The sequence below is a fragment of the Bacteroidota bacterium genome (genome assembly GCA_040388375.1).
Taxonomy (GTDB): Bacteria; Bacteroidota; Bacteroidia; order UKL13-3; family UKL13-3; genus JAAFJM01.
Genome location: JAZKBU010000006.1, coordinates 154,512 through 169,305 on the forward strand (window position 1 = coordinate 154,512; position 14,794 = coordinate 169,305).

14 protein-coding genes are annotated in these 14,794 nt (G+C 35.8%); 9 read left to right on the forward strand and 5 right to left on the reverse strand.

All coding sequences use genetic code 11. From position 1 onward, the window contains the following. The first annotated feature begins 7 nt into the window (after nt 1-7). The 7 genes from V4538_10585 to V4538_10615 all read left to right on the forward strand — a co-directional run bounded on the left by V4538_10585 (nt 8) and on the right by V4538_10615 (nt 7,117). Complete coding sequence (locus tag V4538_10585) at nt 8-595, forward strand: hypothetical protein (protein ID MES2381477.1); 588 nt, start codon at nt 8-10, stop codon at nt 593-595. Continuing rightward, nucleotides 579-860, forward strand: coding sequence for a transcriptional regulator (locus tag V4538_10590; GenBank protein MES2381478.1), 282 nt, complete (start codon nt 579-581; stop codon nt 858-860). The genes V4538_10585 and V4538_10590 overlap by 17 nt, the downstream gene beginning before the upstream one ends. Before the next feature lie 216 nt (nt 861-1,076). Further along, nucleotides 1,077-2,297 carry an ADP-forming succinate--CoA ligase subunit beta gene (gene sucC / locus V4538_10595; protein ID MES2381479.1) on the forward strand — a complete coding sequence of 407 codons (1,221 nt, stop codon included), beginning with the start codon at nt 1,077-1,079 and terminating at the stop codon, nt 2,295-2,297. 108 nt (nt 2,298-2,405) lie between these two features. Continuing rightward, complete coding sequence (locus V4538_10600) at nt 2,406-3,101, forward strand: 2-C-methyl-D-erythritol 4-phosphate cytidylyltransferase (GenBank protein ID MES2381480.1); 696 nt, start codon at nt 2,406-2,408, stop codon at nt 3,099-3,101. Nucleotides 3,102-3,131: 30 nt separating this feature from the next. Next, nucleotides 3,132-4,553 (forward strand): histidine--tRNA ligase, encoded by a 1,422-nt coding sequence (gene hisS / locus V4538_10605; protein ID MES2381481.1) that lies wholly within the window; start codon nt 3,132-3,134, stop codon nt 4,551-4,553. Between the two features lie 24 nt (nt 4,554-4,577). Continuing rightward, nucleotides 4,578-5,834, forward strand: coding sequence for a hypothetical protein (locus V4538_10610; protein ID MES2381482.1), 1,257 nt, complete (start codon nt 4,578-4,580; stop codon nt 5,832-5,834). Then, the gene (locus V4538_10615) at nt 5,834-7,117 is read left to right on the forward strand and encodes a hypothetical protein (protein ID MES2381483.1); all 1,284 of its coding nucleotides are present in this window, start codon (nt 5,834-5,836) and stop codon (nt 7,115-7,117) included. Before V4538_10610 ends, V4538_10615 begins: the two co-directional genes overlap by 1 nt. A gap of 8 nt (nt 7,118-7,125) precedes the next feature. Here V4538_10615 and V4538_10620 read toward each other — a convergent pair whose 3' ends face one another. From V4538_10620 to V4538_10630, 3 genes are read right to left on the reverse strand one after another with little or no spacing between them, the layout of a single operon-like run. Continuing rightward, nucleotides 7,126-7,875 (reverse strand): DUF3298 domain-containing protein, encoded by a 750-nt coding sequence (locus tag V4538_10620; protein ID MES2381484.1) that lies wholly within the window; start codon nt 7,873-7,875, stop codon nt 7,126-7,128. Continuing rightward, entirely contained in the window at nt 7,856-8,728 is an 873-nt protein-coding gene (gene dapA, locus V4538_10625) for a 4-hydroxy-tetrahydrodipicolinate synthase (protein MES2381485.1), read from the reverse strand. The genes V4538_10620 and dapA overlap by 20 nt, the downstream gene beginning before the upstream one ends. A 26-nt stretch (nt 8,729-8,754) precedes the next feature. Next, nucleotides 8,755-9,528, reverse strand: coding sequence for a methyltransferase domain-containing protein (locus V4538_10630; protein MES2381486.1), 774 nt, complete (start codon nt 9,526-9,528; stop codon nt 8,755-8,757). A 236-nt stretch (nt 9,529-9,764) separates the two neighbouring features. Here V4538_10630 and pckA point away from each other — a divergent pair, with 236 nt between their 5' ends. Further along, entirely contained in the window at nt 9,765-11,360 is a 1,596-nt protein-coding gene (pckA, locus tag V4538_10635; GenBank protein MES2381487.1) for a phosphoenolpyruvate carboxykinase (ATP), read from the forward strand. Between the two features lie 158 nt (nt 11,361-11,518). On the opposite strand, the gene V4538_10640 is transcribed toward pckA, so the two are convergent. Both V4538_10640 and V4538_10645 read right to left on the reverse strand, forming a co-directional pair. Next, nucleotides 11,519-12,328, reverse strand: coding sequence for an HNH endonuclease (locus V4538_10640; protein MES2381488.1), 810 nt, complete (start codon nt 12,326-12,328; stop codon nt 11,519-11,521). 57 nt (nt 12,329-12,385) lie between these two features. Then, nucleotides 12,386-12,931, reverse strand: coding sequence for a transposase (locus V4538_10645; GenBank protein MES2381489.1), 546 nt, complete (start codon nt 12,929-12,931; stop codon nt 12,386-12,388). Between the two features lie 600 nt (nt 12,932-13,531). Here V4538_10645 and V4538_10650 point away from each other — a divergent pair. Then, the gene (locus tag V4538_10650) at nt 13,532-14,794 is read left to right on the forward strand and encodes a lactonase family protein (GenBank protein ID MES2381490.1); all 1,263 of its coding nucleotides are present in this window, start codon (nt 13,532-13,534) and stop codon (nt 14,792-14,794) included.

The following is a 14,794-nucleotide window of genomic DNA, read 5'->3' on the forward strand; positions in this document are numbered from 1 at the left end:
TAGTGCCATGAAAGAGAAAGAAGCTATTTTGTTAATTGAGGAAATGATTAGCAAAACAAAAGAAGATATACGCGACAATGGATTTCTCTATTATTTCTGGGGTTGGTTGGTATTTATAGCTGCCCTCCTTAATTATACTATTCTCCACTTTGATTTGTTTGAGTTTCATGGTTTACCCTGGATGGTATTAATGCCATTGGGTGGTATAGTAACAGCTATTATTTCAAGGAAAAATGCCAAACTAAGAGTGAAGGTTAAAACTTATGTATCTCAGAGTATGTCAGTTTCGGTTACTGCTTATGCTATATCGCTATTTATTGTTTGTTTTGCCATGCCGGCAGGTGAACAATGGAAAGCCTTTTACCCAACCATTATGCTCATTTATGCTATCTGGCTTTACATATCGGGTGGTTTATTAAAATTTAAACCTCTAATGTGGGGAGCAGCTTTAAACTGGTCATTGGCTTTAACAGGCTATTTATGGGCCAGTACCGAAGTACATTTATTACTAATAGCACTCGGTGTATTGGGTGGTTTTATTATTCCCGGCTACTTATTAAAAATGAAAGCAAACAATAGTGTTCAAACAGCTTGATCCCATATTACACTCGCAACTTCGCTTGGCTATTATGTCGTTATTAATGACCGTAGAAGAAGCTGAATTTAATTACCTGAAGGAGAAAACAGATGCTTCTTCAGGTAATTTGAGTGTGCAAATAGATAAACTAAAAAAAGCCGAATACATTACGGTAAACAAAACTTTTAGAGACAACTACCCGCTTACCATTTGCAAAAAAACCGATAAAGGGGCTAAAGCTTTTGCCAAGTATGTAGAAAACCTAAAAAGTTATTTAAATTGATTGCTTCACTAGGCTGCATCATAAGCCTGTAAACGGGAATGATTATACAGGGCCATTCCTTCTTTTTTCAGAACATCTAATTATCAGCCCATTCACCTGTTTATTGGCTTCCAAAAGCAAACAAATTATATAACATATATCTATAAATTTTTAATTGCTAAATTGGTGTAAACTGCTATTTTCGTGCGCACTTTAAAAGAATTATAATTTTACAAAATGAATATACATGAATATCAAGCCAAACAAATTTTAAAATCGTTTGGCGTTGCTGTGCAAGAAGGCATAGTTGCAGAAAATGCTGATGAAGCCCATGCTGCAGCGTTAAAATTAAAAGACCAGTTTGGTAGTGATTTTGTTGTGGTAAAAGCACAAATTCATGCCGGTGGCCGTGGTAAAGGTAGCATTATAGGAAAAGAGCAACGCGGTGTTGCTGTTGCTAAAAATGCTGATAAAGCCAAAGAAATTACAAGCAACTTAATTGGAGGTACTTTAGTTACTATTCAAACAGGCCCTAAAGGTAAATTAGTAAGCAAAGTTTTAGTAGCGCAAGATGTATATTATCCGGGTCCTAACGAGCCTAAAGAATATTATATGAGTGTAATGCTTGACAGAGGTCAAAGCAAAAACATTATTGTTTACAGTACTGAAGGTGGAATGGATATTGAGCACGTAGCTGAACATACTCCACACTTAATTCATAAAGAAACTATTGACCCTAAAGTAGGTTTACAAGCTTTCCAGGCTCGTAAAATTGCTTTTAACTTAGGTTGCGAAGGTGAAGCTTTTAAACAAATGGTAAAATTTGTTACTGCTTTATACAAAGCTTATGTAAATTCAGATGCAGCTATGTTTGAAATCAATCCTGTTTTAAAAACCAGCGATGATAAAATTATAGCGGTAGATGGTAAAGTTGATATTGACGATAACGCTTTATACCGTCATGCTGATTACGCAGCTATGCGTGATACGGCTGAAGAAGATCCAACAGAAGTAGAAGCTAAAGAATTTAACTTAAACTATGTAAAATTAGACGGCAACGTAGGTTGTATGGTTAATGGTGCAGGTTTAGCTATGGCTACTATGGATATTATTAAATTAAGCGGTGGCGAGCCTGCTAACTTCCTTGATGTTGGAGGTAGCGCTAATGCTAAAACAGTAGAAGCCGGTTTCCGTATTATTTTAAAAGACCCGAACGTAAAAGCTATCTTAATTAATATTTTTGGTGGTATTGTTCGTTGCGACAGAGTTGCACAAGGTGTTGTTGATGCTTACCAGTCAATTGGTAATATTCCGGTACCTATTATAGTACGTTTACAAGGAACAAATGCGGAAGCAGCTAAAAAATTAATTGACGAAAGCGGATTAAAAGTTTACTCTGCTATCGTATTAAAAGAAGCAGCTGATTTAGTTCAGAAAGCAGTAGCAGGAACTATTTAATACAGCTTAATTATATTTTTAAAAAGACCGGACTTGTAATGAGTCCGGTCTTTTTATTTATACAGTTTAAGATTACTTTTACCCTCACGTTTTGAAATGGCTTCAGCAATGAAAAAAATAGCATTAATAGTAGCAGGTGGTAGCGGAACCCGTATGGGAGCAGATGTGCCTAAACAATTTTTACTGATAGGTAATAAGCCTGTTTTAATGCATACGATGGAAGCCTTTCATACAGCAAAGGTTGATGAAATATTGATTGTTTTACCCAGCAGTGAATTTGATAGCTGGCAAAACTTATGTAAACAATACAATTTTAAAATTCCGCACCAGGTAATAGCCGGTGGCGATGCCCGTTTTTATTCGGTACGCAACGGGCTTGACCAAATAGATAATAACAGCTTAGTAGCCATACATGATGGGGTAAGGCCCTTTATTACAACCGCTATTATTGAAAACAGTTTTAGTACCGCACAGGCAAAAGGCAATGCAGTAGTCAGTGTGCCTTTAAAGGACTCTATACGCAGGGTTGATTTATTAAGCAACAGAAGTGCAAACAGAAACAATTACTACTTAATACAAACGCCACAAACTTTCCAAAGCAAGCTTATTAAAGAAGCTTATGCAAAGGCTGAACATATTAATTTTACTGACGATGCGGGTGTATTGGAAGAAAACGGGCATGCTATCCATTTAATACATGGTGATTATAAAAATATAAAAATAACTACGCCTGAAGATTTGATTATAGCGGAAGCTTTTTTGAAGCAGACTTCGACTCCGCCTGACACAACATCCATTCATTAAGCTCAGTCAAAGTCGAGCTAAAACTTAGTTTTGAAACTTGCTGTAAGTGCCTTTACTTTGCCGGCTACTATTATGGCAAAAGAAAAACCAGGCATTCCTAAAGGTACCCGCGATTTTGGACCTCAGGAGGTTGCTAAAAGAAAATATATATTAAACACCATTGAGCAGGTTTTTATAAAATACGGCTTTATGCCTATTGAAACACCTACCATGGAAAACCTAAGTACCTTAACCGGTAAATATGGCGATGAAGGTGATAAGCTTTTATTTAAAGTATTAAACTCAGGTGAATATTTAGACAAAGTAACGCCTGAAATACTTGCTACCAACAACACACAATTAGCCACTAAACTTATTTCGGAAAAAGGTTTGCGTTATGATTTAACTGTTCCTTTTGCCCGTTACGTGGTAATGCACCAAAACGAAATTACTTTCCCTTTTAAACGCTACCAAATGCAGCCTGTATGGCGTGCAGACAAGCCACAAAAAGGCCGCTACCGCGAGTTTTGGCAGTGCGATGCAGATGTGGTAGGCAGCGATAGCTTATTGAATGAGCTGGATTTAATTCAAATATACCATGAGGCTTTTTCGCAATTACATATTCCTTATGAGTTGCGTTTTAACAACAGGAAAATATTAGCAGGTATAGCTGAAGTAGTAAAAGGTATTGAGCATTTAAATACCATTGCTGTAGCTATTGATAAGCTGGATAAAATAGGAACGGAAGGGGTAAGCAAAGAATTAAATACACTTGGCTTTACGGAAAGCGAAATCAATACTTTGTTTGATATTATTGCCATTAAAGGCAGCAATACTGAAATGCTTGCTACACTTAGTGGTAAATTACAGGCATCAACCGAAGGTTTAAAAGGCATTGAAGAATTGTTATTTATACTTAACCTGAACCAGTCAACCAATCAAGATATAAACCTGAAACTTGACTTTAGTTTAGCACGTGGCCTCTCCTACTACACGGGTTGTATTTTTGAAGTAGCTGCAACTGAAGGCTCTTTAAAAAGTAGCATTGGCGGTGGCGGACGTTATGATAACTTAACGGGTATATTTGGTTTAAATGGCGTTTCGGGTGTAGGTATATCGTTTGGCTTGGATAGAATATATGATGTAATAGAGGAGTTGAATAAATTCCCTGTTGCGTTGAACCAATCAAGCACCAAAGTATTGGTTTGCTGCTTTGAGGAAAACGATTTACCACAAGCATTACAAACTTTAAAACAACTACGCGAAGCAAACATTGCTGCGGAGATATATGCTGATAAAGTAAACCCTAAAAAGCCATTGGAAAAGCCTATTAAATATGCTACAGGTAAAAAAATTCCTTATGCACTTTTATACAATTCGGATGGCAGCTTAACTTTAAAAAATCTAGTGGCAGGTACGCAGGAAAATGTATTGCTTAATGCTGCCATTAATCAAATTAGCCAATCTGTTTAACTCCATATATTTATTATTTGTTTCATGAATAAAATACTTGTAAGCCTCGCGCTTATTATGCTTTTAATGTCGTGTACTAAAGAAGAAAGTACATTATCCATTAAATTAAATAGTGTGGTACTTACCGAACTCGGTGATTCAGCCACGCTCAGCTGGACCGTAGCTAATAGCTCTTCAAAAATTGAGTATTTCCGTTTATCAGGTAATTTTGACGGGGGCGAGAGTATGGATTTTTATAACAATAACAACCACATTACTATTAAGATTCCAACCGTTCCCTTGTTAACTTTTCAGGTAACTGCTTTTTCAAGTAAAGACATTGATTTGGCTAAAAGTAATATTATTACTATCACCAAACCCGGCATTAAACTACTTAATATGGATGTCAAAGATGGCCTATACGATAACTTGAATAATAATATTGTACTTGTTGACCCTATAGGTAAAATTGCCTTATACAGTTTAAATACCAATAGCATTGTAAACATGGTTACTTCTAATTCTAAATTAGGTTATTGCGATTTAATAGTAAATCAGGATACCGCAAAACTGATAGTACCCAGAAACGATGGTTGGGTATTTATATACAACGCTAAAAACCTTGAATTGATTGACCAGGTTCAAATACATAATGCTCCTTTAACAAGTGTTATTAGTCAAAGTGATTTATTTTTTTCTTCAAGCTCAACAGGTTCTACTTTTTTTCAGGTATACAATAGAAAAACAAAAACAACTGTTCATGCTGATGTAAATTCTCAAAAAGAATATCGAATGAAAGTAATACCTGAATCACTCCCGGCCATTTTACAAACCAATCAAAACAACAAGTTATGTATTAAACGATTTTCTGATTTAGGTAACATAACAGATACAAAAGAATACAAAGGCTCTCCATTAAACGCCAGTACAACGGATATATTAGAGATGTCGCCTGCAACCAAAAAAATTGCTACTTCAAACAGGGGAATTATTTTAAACACCAATTTAGGCTATTTAGCCACCTTAAAGACAGATAGTGCTACGTGGTTTACTGCCTTTGCTTTCGATAGTGATAAAAAAGAAATTATTGGAGCTACTACACTAAAAAATATCCAGTTTTATGCGGAGGCTAATTATCAAAAAACCAAAACGATTAAAACCGAAGGATACCCAGTTAAAATACTTAAAGTACCCGGAAAAGTAGTATGTATAAGCTCTATACTCAAACCAGTTGAGTCGGTTGAACCAGGTCAAGAAGGAAATGTTAAGCCCAATAGTTTTGTAGAAATATTTGAAAATTAATGAAAAAAATACTAATAATTTTTTTAGCGTTTATTGCTTGTACTGCTGCTTGTAAAAAAGAAGAAACAAGTACTGATAGCAGCACAGATTTTAAAGATGCCATTATACTCAATGAACCTAAAATATATGGAGATTCTGTTGTGGTATTAACATGGTCTATAAAAGACCGAAGTAAATTTAAATCCATAGTAATTATAAGAAATGACAACATCAATAATGCTCCTCCTTCTTTTATAGGTGTTAGCTTAGATTCCTCACAATATATTGACACCCTTATTCCTTACTGTCCTCGATTTGACTATAATATCAGGGGCTACATCAAAGGGACTAATTCGCAATTCTATTTTAGCAATTCGTACTATTTTTTCGATAATGAAATAAGTAAGTTTGAAATAAAACCAACCAATATACTGCACGATAAAGAAAATAAGTTTATTTATTTCTTTGAATCGAATGGCAATATCAGCTTATACGATATTGCTAAAAAGGCAATAATCAAAACGGTAACAATAGGTAATGGAAACGGTAATTGCGATTTTGGGTACTATAATGGTGTACAAGAACTTTATATACCAGATGACAATGGTTGGTTATATGTATACGATGCGCAAAACCTCACTGAAATTACTAAATTCAATGTGGGTAATAGTTTAACAAGCGTGGTTGAAAACAACAATATTCTTTTTATTTCAAACACCTTGGGTTTTGACAATTCTTTGATTGCTTTTGACAGAGCTACCGGAAAAAATATATCAACGCAGGTAACGGATAAAATTGTTTGTTTAAAAAAAGTAAGCAATACTCAAACCAATTTATGGGCGTTGTGTGAAAGCAGTTGGAATAATTTCAGCTATTTTCAATACAATAATCAAAACAATCCCATTAATTCACCTAATCAGCTTAGCTTAACTTTCCCCGCAGATATTTTTACTTTCCCTTTTGAGTCATCTCCCCAAGGTAATTATATGCTTTTTTCGTCAGGCGGGAATATTATAACACAGGATTATATCATAAAATATAATTTACCCAAAGGCAATTATAAATTCAGTTCTTTTACTATTGATAAAGAAAATAATAGAATATTGGGCACCACCAGTAGTAAAACAATAGAGGTATATGATGCGACTACTTTTAAATTTATTAAATCTATTCGCACCAAAACATATCCTATGCATGTAGTTATACAAAACAACCGCTTAATATGCGTTGGTAGTTTAGTAAACCTGACTCAAGACAACTATTCGAATACAGATAAAATTACTGTTGAGGAGTTAAAGTACTAGGTACTTAATTATTTCAGTGGAATTTTTATTTCTGTTTGTCCTTCGGCATAACTGGTTATTTCGTAAGGATTGAACATAAAAACCAAGGTATCTTTTAACAGGCCAAAGTTGCCGTTTAAGCTGAATTTATTTTTTTCAAACCAATAACCCTGGTCATTAATTTCGGTAGCGGTATCAATGCTTTTTTGTTTATAAAATAATTGCTGTGCCAGGCTGTTTAGTTTAACAGTATCAGGGTACAATTCAGCCAGGCGCACTTGCTTTCCGTTTTCCCTGTTAAACACATAATACAAGGTGCTGTAATTACCATGTGCCCCACCCATATAATCGTAGTTTTCGTTTTTCAGCGTTAAGTACTTTTCATTATGGAAAGCTACATGCAGCTTTAAATCATACTGGTAAGTTAATGGAAAATCGGCCTGGTTAAACTCTTCAAAATCGCGTAAATAACTTTGATAAAAACTATCGGCTTCGGCTTTTACCATTTGTTGCAGGCTTTCGCTATTACTGCTTTTTCTGAAAAAATGTTGTGCAATAAAAGCATTCACAGAATCAACTAAAACGGGATTGCCTCCTGCTAAAATGGGAATGCTTGTAGTAAATGAACAGCTGCGTGAGCTGTCGTTGGCAATAGGTAATTTGGTTTCAGTAAAAGTATAATTACTGTAAGTAAAAGGCTTTGGTTCCTGTTGACTGCAGGCAGCAACAAAAACCAAAGCTATAATGGCTAAAACTATATTACAGTTTAGCTTCGCCATACACTTTTTGAATAGTAGCATATGCCTGGTTATTGACAGTAGTTAATGGTAGGCGCACTATATTTTTGCAAATACCCATTAAGCTTAACAATGCTTTTATACCACCCGGGTTTCCATCTAAATAAATAGATTTCATGCTGCTGTATAACTCATAGTGTAAGGTGCGGGCTGTTACAATATCGTTGTTCAATGCGGCACGCACCATGTTTGAAAATTGTTTTGGATACGCTTGCCCTATTACGGAGATAACTCCGTTCATACCCATAGCTATAAACGGAACGGTTAAATTATCATCGCCACTCAATACTTCAAAGCCTTTAGGTGCCTGGTGTATTAAATCCATAAATTGTTCAGCATTGCCACTGGCTTCCTTTACGGCTATAAATTTATTGCTGGCATTGGCTAAACGCAAAGTTGTTTCTGCGTTCATATTGCTGCCCGTGCGGGCAGGTACATTGTAAATAATAATTGGTTTGGCACTGACATTGGCCACCGCCATAAAATGTTGGTATATACCTTCCTGGCTTGGTTTGTTATAATACGGACTTACTGATAATACGGCATCGTAACCAGTAAAATCAAAAGCTTTTATATACTCCGTTAATTCGGCTGTATTGTTACCTCCTAAACCGGCTACACACTGCACCCTGCCCTTTACCTGCTGTTGAATAAAAGCATATACTGCCTTTTTTTCATCGTTACTCAGCGTAGCTGTTTCGCCTGTGGTTCCAAGCGCTACAACATACTCAACACCTCCGGCTATAACGTGTTCTATTAGGTTTGATAAAGCATCAAAGTCAATAGATAAATCATCGTTAAACGGAGTTACAAGGGCTAATCCGGTTCCTTTCATTTTTGTTGGTTTTGTTAGGTATTATTTTATTTGCGAGCTATTAAAAATATATCCCAGGTTGTATCTAAACTATCGGTAGTTAAATAAAAATCTTTGGTGCTTATTTTCAACGTATCGTTATTGGTTTCTTTTAAGTTTTTGCGCATTAAGCTGGTTAAAAAATTATAGGGTGCTACCAACCAGTTTGACGGTAACATTTTATGCAAGCCCAATGGGTCAAGCATTAGTATTTTTTTAACCCATTTTGAATTGTCGGCATAGTATTTATTTACCACATCGTTGCCCTGCAATCCTTTTAACTCTATGTTTTCAAATACGCTGCCAGCTTCTTGTTTCATTTCATCGAAAGTGTACTCATGTACGTGAAACGGGTTGCGGGCAATACTCATTTTTATATTGGGGGTAGTGCATAAAAATATACCTCCCGGTTTCAATACGCGTTTTACATCGGCCATAAAGGCTTTGCGTTGTTCTATATGCTCAATAAACTGAAAGGCCGTAACCACATCCACACTTTCGTCAGCCAAAGGTATAGGTGGCACTTTGCCCGATTTAAAAGTTAAATTGGTTTTGGCTGCATGTTTTTTCCTGGCTTCTTCAATAGTTACTTCGCTGTAATCAACACCTACAGTGGTAGCGGTAAAATCGGCTAAATGTTGGGTTCCGTAACCATCAGCACAACCTATATCGGCTGTGTTTTTACCTTTTACAAAGGCTTCGGCAAACTCGTACGCAAAAAAACATCTTTGAACCGTTACGTTATTACTATCTTCAAAACTAGGTCTTTCTCTGTCAAACATTAAAAAAATGGAATTAAATGAAGGGCGAAAGTAATTAATTTTTACAGAAAAAAAATGACTGCGGGGGCTTTTAACTCGGTAAAAATTTACGCTGCAAAGGGGCTGCAAAAGCCTTATTTTAAGCGTCATTTTTTTTGATTTTAATCATTGACACCAAAATATAGATAAAATGTGCTTTTAAAAGTGAAATAAAAAAATACTTTCGCAGGATATTTATTAATCATAAGAACCTGAATATGACAAACATTTCTATCGTTGATAGGATTTTGAAAAGTGCTTCAAAAGCACACCAAAACCTTACCCCTGCTGAATTAGTTAGCCACGCTGTAATAAATGGCGAAGGTGTATTAACTGATACTGGCGCGTTAATGGCTGATACTGGCGAATTTACCGGACGTTCTCCTAAAGACAAATTTTGTGTGGTTGATAGCAAAACAGAAAACACTGTTTGGTGGGGCGATGTAAACAATCGTTTTGAGAGCGACAAATTTGAAAAATTAATGAACAAGGTAATTGCTCATTACGCAGGTAAAAAAGTTTACATGCGCCATGCTTATGCATGTGCTGACCCTCGTTACAGACTAAACGTAACGGTGGTAAATGAAACTGCTTACCATAATTTATTTTGCAATAACTTATTTTTACGTCCTGAGGCTAGCGAATTACCTAATTTTGAAACAGAGTGGTTAATTTTAAATGCCCCTAGTTTTAAAGCGGTAGCTGCTGAAGACGGAACCCGTCAACATAACTTCTCTATCATTGATTTTTCGAGAAAAATTATTTTAGTAGGTGGTAGCGGTTATACCGGTGAAATGAAAAAAGGTATTTTCACGGTATTGAATTATGTATTGCCACAAGAACGCAATACTTTATCAATGCACTGCTCGGCTAATATTGGTAAAAAAGGCGATACTGCTGTATTCTTCGGTTTATCAGGCACAGGTAAAACTACTTTGAGCGCTGACCCTGAACGTAAGTTAATCGGTGACGATGAGCACGGTTGGGCTGAAGATTCGGTATTTAACTTTGAAGGTGGTTGCTACGCTAAATGCGTTGATTTAACCAAAGAAAAAGAGCCACAAATTTTTGATGCGATCCGTTTTGGTTCATTGGTGGAGAATACCCGTTTTATTCCGGGCACTTCAACTGTTGACTATACTAACATTTCGGTAACTGAAAATACACGTGCTGCTTACCCAATTGATTTAATTGATAATATAGCGGTACCTTCAGTAGGTAAAACACCTGAAAATATTTTCTTTTTAACGGCTGATGCTTTTGGTGTATTACCTCCAATTTCTAAATTAAACGTAGGTCAAGCTATGTATAGCTTTATTAGTGGTTATACGGCTAAAGTGGCCGGAACTGAAGCCGGAGTTACTGAGCCATCGGCTACTTTCTCTGCTTGTTTTGGTAAAGCATTTTTACCATTGCACCCGGGTAAATACGCTGAGTTATTAGGTAAAAAATTAAAAGAAAATCCTAACGTAAACGTATGGTTAATTAACACAGGCTGGAGCGGTGGCGCTTATGGTACTGGTTCACGTATGAAATTATCGTACACCCGTGCTATGATTACAGCCGCTTTAAATGGCGACTTAAACAACGTAACATTTGAGCAACACCCTGTATTTGGTTACCAAATGCCAACAGCTTGTCCTAATGTACCTGTTGAAATATTAAACCCACGTAATACTTGGGCTGATAAAGATGGTTACGATGCACAAGCGAATAAATTAGCTGGCATGTTTGTTAAAAACTTTGAGCAATATGCAAGCGGTGTAAGCGAAGAAATATTAGCAGCAGCTCCAAAAGTATCTGCACATTCATAATTAAATAAAAGATTGGTGGAGGACACCAACCTTGAACATAAAGAAAAAGCGACTCGAAAGGGTCGCTTTTTTTTGTTTGGGTTGATGCAGCTATTGCAGGCGTCAATCTTCAGATGCTGTAGATGTTGGCAAGGACTCCAACGTGAGCTAAAAGATTATTATAACTTTTTTCTACTACCCAACTGGTGATATGTTAGATACTCTTTATTGGGATAATGTTTTTCATCATCAGGAAGTTTAATTTTTTTTCTATGCAATTTCAAAGTATTTAATTTATCATAATTAGAATGTAGACCTGTTTTTTCATTCGGGTCAAAATAAGAAATAGTATAATCTTGATTAACCGTAATTATTCCACTATCAAATAGTTTATGGTGATTTGAACAAAGTAACAAGCCATTCCTAATATCTAATCTTTGATTTAAATTTGATTTAGAATACGGAATAATGTGAGAAGAATCTAAAGCCTCTTCAAAACTTAAACCACAAAAAGAGCAGGAATAATCATAAACTTTTAAAAGTGCCAGTCTAAACATCTTTTGAGCCATACCTCTTACTTTCACTCTTGTGTAAACTTCAGATGATTTTTCTGGAAAATTAATCAATTGTTTAACTATTCTATGTTCTCTATATCCAAGCTCCGCATATTCAAATGGATTACTTGATTCATCCCATTTATATTCTAAAACATCAGATTTCTCTAAGTTGTAATCACTAACATCAGAATTAAGAAACTTCTCACTTGGTAAGCGTGTACTCTTGATTACAACTAAGATTGTCAAAGGAGGAAGATTGTTTTTTTTACAATAATCCTGAATAAGGTCCAATACAAATCTAATGGCTCTAGGATGTGTACCTATCTCCTCTGCAAGAGACCCATAGGTAATATTTATCTTCTTAATAGCACATTCCACAAGGACATCCCACGCATAAAAAGCTCTCTCTTCTTGATTAACTCTCAATTTCATAATATCAATTTATAGGTAATATCTTTCCCCGCTGGTTTGGATTTGTAATCCGCTTTTTTACCATGCTAATAATGTATTAAGTAGTCCTTTTCCTCCGGCATAATTAATGGCTGAACTAAATTTATACTGCTCTGCATATTCAACTATTTCTGCTTTAACAGGATTGTTATGGATATAATCAATCTTTTGTTTTAAAAACTCAAAGCTATAGATTGGTTTGGCTTCATTTCCGTCTTGCCAAAATGTATAGTTTTTTATCTTTTTATCATTTCTACCTGCATATTCAAACCTATTCAACATCCATTCTTTTCTACTTTCATTTTCTACTAATATGGCTGCTGTAATTTTTTTGCTTGTGTATTTTTTAAAATCACGCATAGTGTCAGATAAATGAAAACCAGGTTTGGACGCAGCCACTAAATGTATATGGTTTGACATGATAACCCAAGCATATAATTCTAAACCTTTTTCATTCATACAATACCTTAACGAATCTATTATTATATAGCGATAAATTGGGCGTGTAAAAACATCAACCCAATCAACAACTGTTGAAGTTAAGAAATACATTCCATCTTTGTCGGTTATGGTTTTTAAAGGCATATAACAAATGTATTAATTGATATTGATTTTTTTCGCATTACAAATGCTCATAGTAATTAAGTGCGGTTTGCAAAACCGCACCAGCTGTCTGAATAGTATTTGGTTTGGATGTTTACTCGCTGGTTTGGATTTGCAATCCAAATCATACATTATAAGGATTTGTAATCCGCTTTTCACCACCGTGTTCATTAGGCAGATGTATTCATTGGTATTGATATTTTCCGCATTACAAATGCTTATAATAATTAGGTGCGGTTTGCAAAACCGCACTGGCTGCCAATATTTATCCTCTAAAGACAATATTTATAAAGTGGGAAAGTCTGCTCCGCAGCGGAGCAGACTTTCCCGCACGCAGTTTTTGTTCCTCCGCAAGGGAGCAAGCTTTCCCGATGGCGCAAAAGGTTGCTCCGCAGGGGAGCAGGCTTCTGCGCACAATTTTTTATCCCCTCCCCTGCGGAGCAAGATTTATATCCTTCATTTTTAGTTCCTGCAAAGTGTAGCAGCCTTTCTTACGTTTTATTTTATTGGTTTTTAGCCTTTGCAGGCGTCCTCGCCTGTAATAATGTTCGATACTTCTAAATGTTGGTGGGAACGCCAACATTGGCAGAACATAGACTAAGAGGTTACCGTGGGCAGCAAGCTTATACAATCTCCATTATTTATCTTTTATTTGTCGCCTGCTTCATTATATGGCAACAAAAATACATGGCAATAAAACCAAGCATCACTTATACTTATTTACTGGCTGTTTTATTTTGGTGTTTATGCTTGCCTGGTAACGCACAACAACGCACTTATTTATTTGTAGGCACGTACACCAATGCTGTACCCAATAAAGGCCTTTTTGTATATGATTTTAATAACCAAACCGGTGAGTTAAAAAAGCTAAGTCATGTACAAAACATTACCAATCCATCCTTTATTACTATTGCTCCTAACGGACAGTATTTATATGCTTGTACGGATACTAAAATGCCGAATGCGGGTAGTGTTTCTGCTTTTAAAATAGACAGCGTAAAGGGCCGGTTAACGTTTATTAATAAACAAGCCAGTGGTGGCGAAAATCCTGTTTATGTTAGCGTACATAAAAACAACAAATATGTTGTGAATGCCAATTATACCGAAGGCAATGTTTCGGTTTTTACATGTAATGAAAATGGCAGCTTAAATCCATATACGCAACTTATTCAATTTACCGATAGCAGCATAAACCGAGAAAGACAAGACAAAGCGCATATACATGCGGCTGTTTTCTCTCCACAAAACGACTATGTATTTTTACCTGATTTGGGTGCGGATAAAATACGTGTATTTAAATTTGATACTTTACAAAAGCAACCGCTTATAGCCATGCCCGACTATACCGTGCAAGCTACTTTAGGAAGCGGACCACGGCATTTCACCTTTCATCCAACAAAACCCCTTGCATATTGTATTGAAGAGCTTGGCGGTACTGTTACTGCTTATAATTACCAAAACGGAAAGCTGGATACGATACAAAGAATACGTTCGTACCGTAAACTACAAACATCATACGGCAGTGCTGATATTCATATTTCGCCCGATGGTTTGTTTTTATATGCTTCCAATCGTTGGGACGATGAAAATACCATTGCCATTTTTTCTATTAATCAACAAAACGGAAAGCTAACATTAGTGGGCCATCAAAAAACGTATGGCGACCATCCAAGAAACTTTACCATAGACCCAACAGGTAATTTTTTATTGGTGGCTAATCAGGTAACAAATAATATTATTGTATTTAAACGCAACTCAAAAACAGGCTTATTAACCAAAACACGTTACAGTGCTCAGGTAACACTTCCATCGTGTTTGCAAATGAGAACGTATAACAAAAACTAA

Coding starts and splice junctions, on each gene's coding strand:
- V4538_10585 (MES2381477.1), top strand. CDS start 8: ATGAAAGAGAAAGAAGCTATTTTGTTAATTGAGGAAATGATTAGCAAA.
- sucC (MES2381479.1), top strand. CDS start 1,077: ATGAATATACATGAATATCAAGCCAAACAAATTTTAAAATCGTTTGGC.
- V4538_10600 (MES2381480.1), top strand. CDS start 2,406: ATGAAAAAAATAGCATTAATAGTAGCAGGTGGTAGCGGAACCCGTATG.
- V4538_10610 (MES2381482.1), top strand. CDS start 4,578: ATGAATAAAATACTTGTAAGCCTCGCGCTTATTATGCTTTTAATGTCG.
- V4538_10615 (MES2381483.1), top strand. CDS start 5,834: ATGAAAAAAATACTAATAATTTTTTTAGCGTTTATTGCTTGTACTGCT.
- V4538_10620 (MES2381484.1), bottom strand. CDS start 7,875: ATGGCGAAGCTAAACTGTAATATAGTTTTAGCCATTATAGCTTTGGTT.
- dapA (MES2381485.1), bottom strand. CDS start 8,728: ATGAAAGGAACCGGATTAGCCCTTGTAACTCCGTTTAACGATGATTTA.
- V4538_10630 (MES2381486.1), bottom strand. CDS start 9,528: ATGTTTGACAGAGAAAGACCTAGTTTTGAAGATAGTAATAACGTAACG.
- pckA (MES2381487.1), top strand. CDS start 9,765: ATGACAAACATTTCTATCGTTGATAGGATTTTGAAAAGTGCTTCAAAA.
- V4538_10640 (MES2381488.1), bottom strand. CDS start 12,328: ATGAAATTGAGAGTTAATCAAGAAGAGAGAGCTTTTTATGCGTGGGAT.
- V4538_10645 (MES2381489.1), bottom strand. CDS start 12,931: ATGCCTTTAAAAACCATAACCGACAAAGATGGAATGTATTTCTTAACT.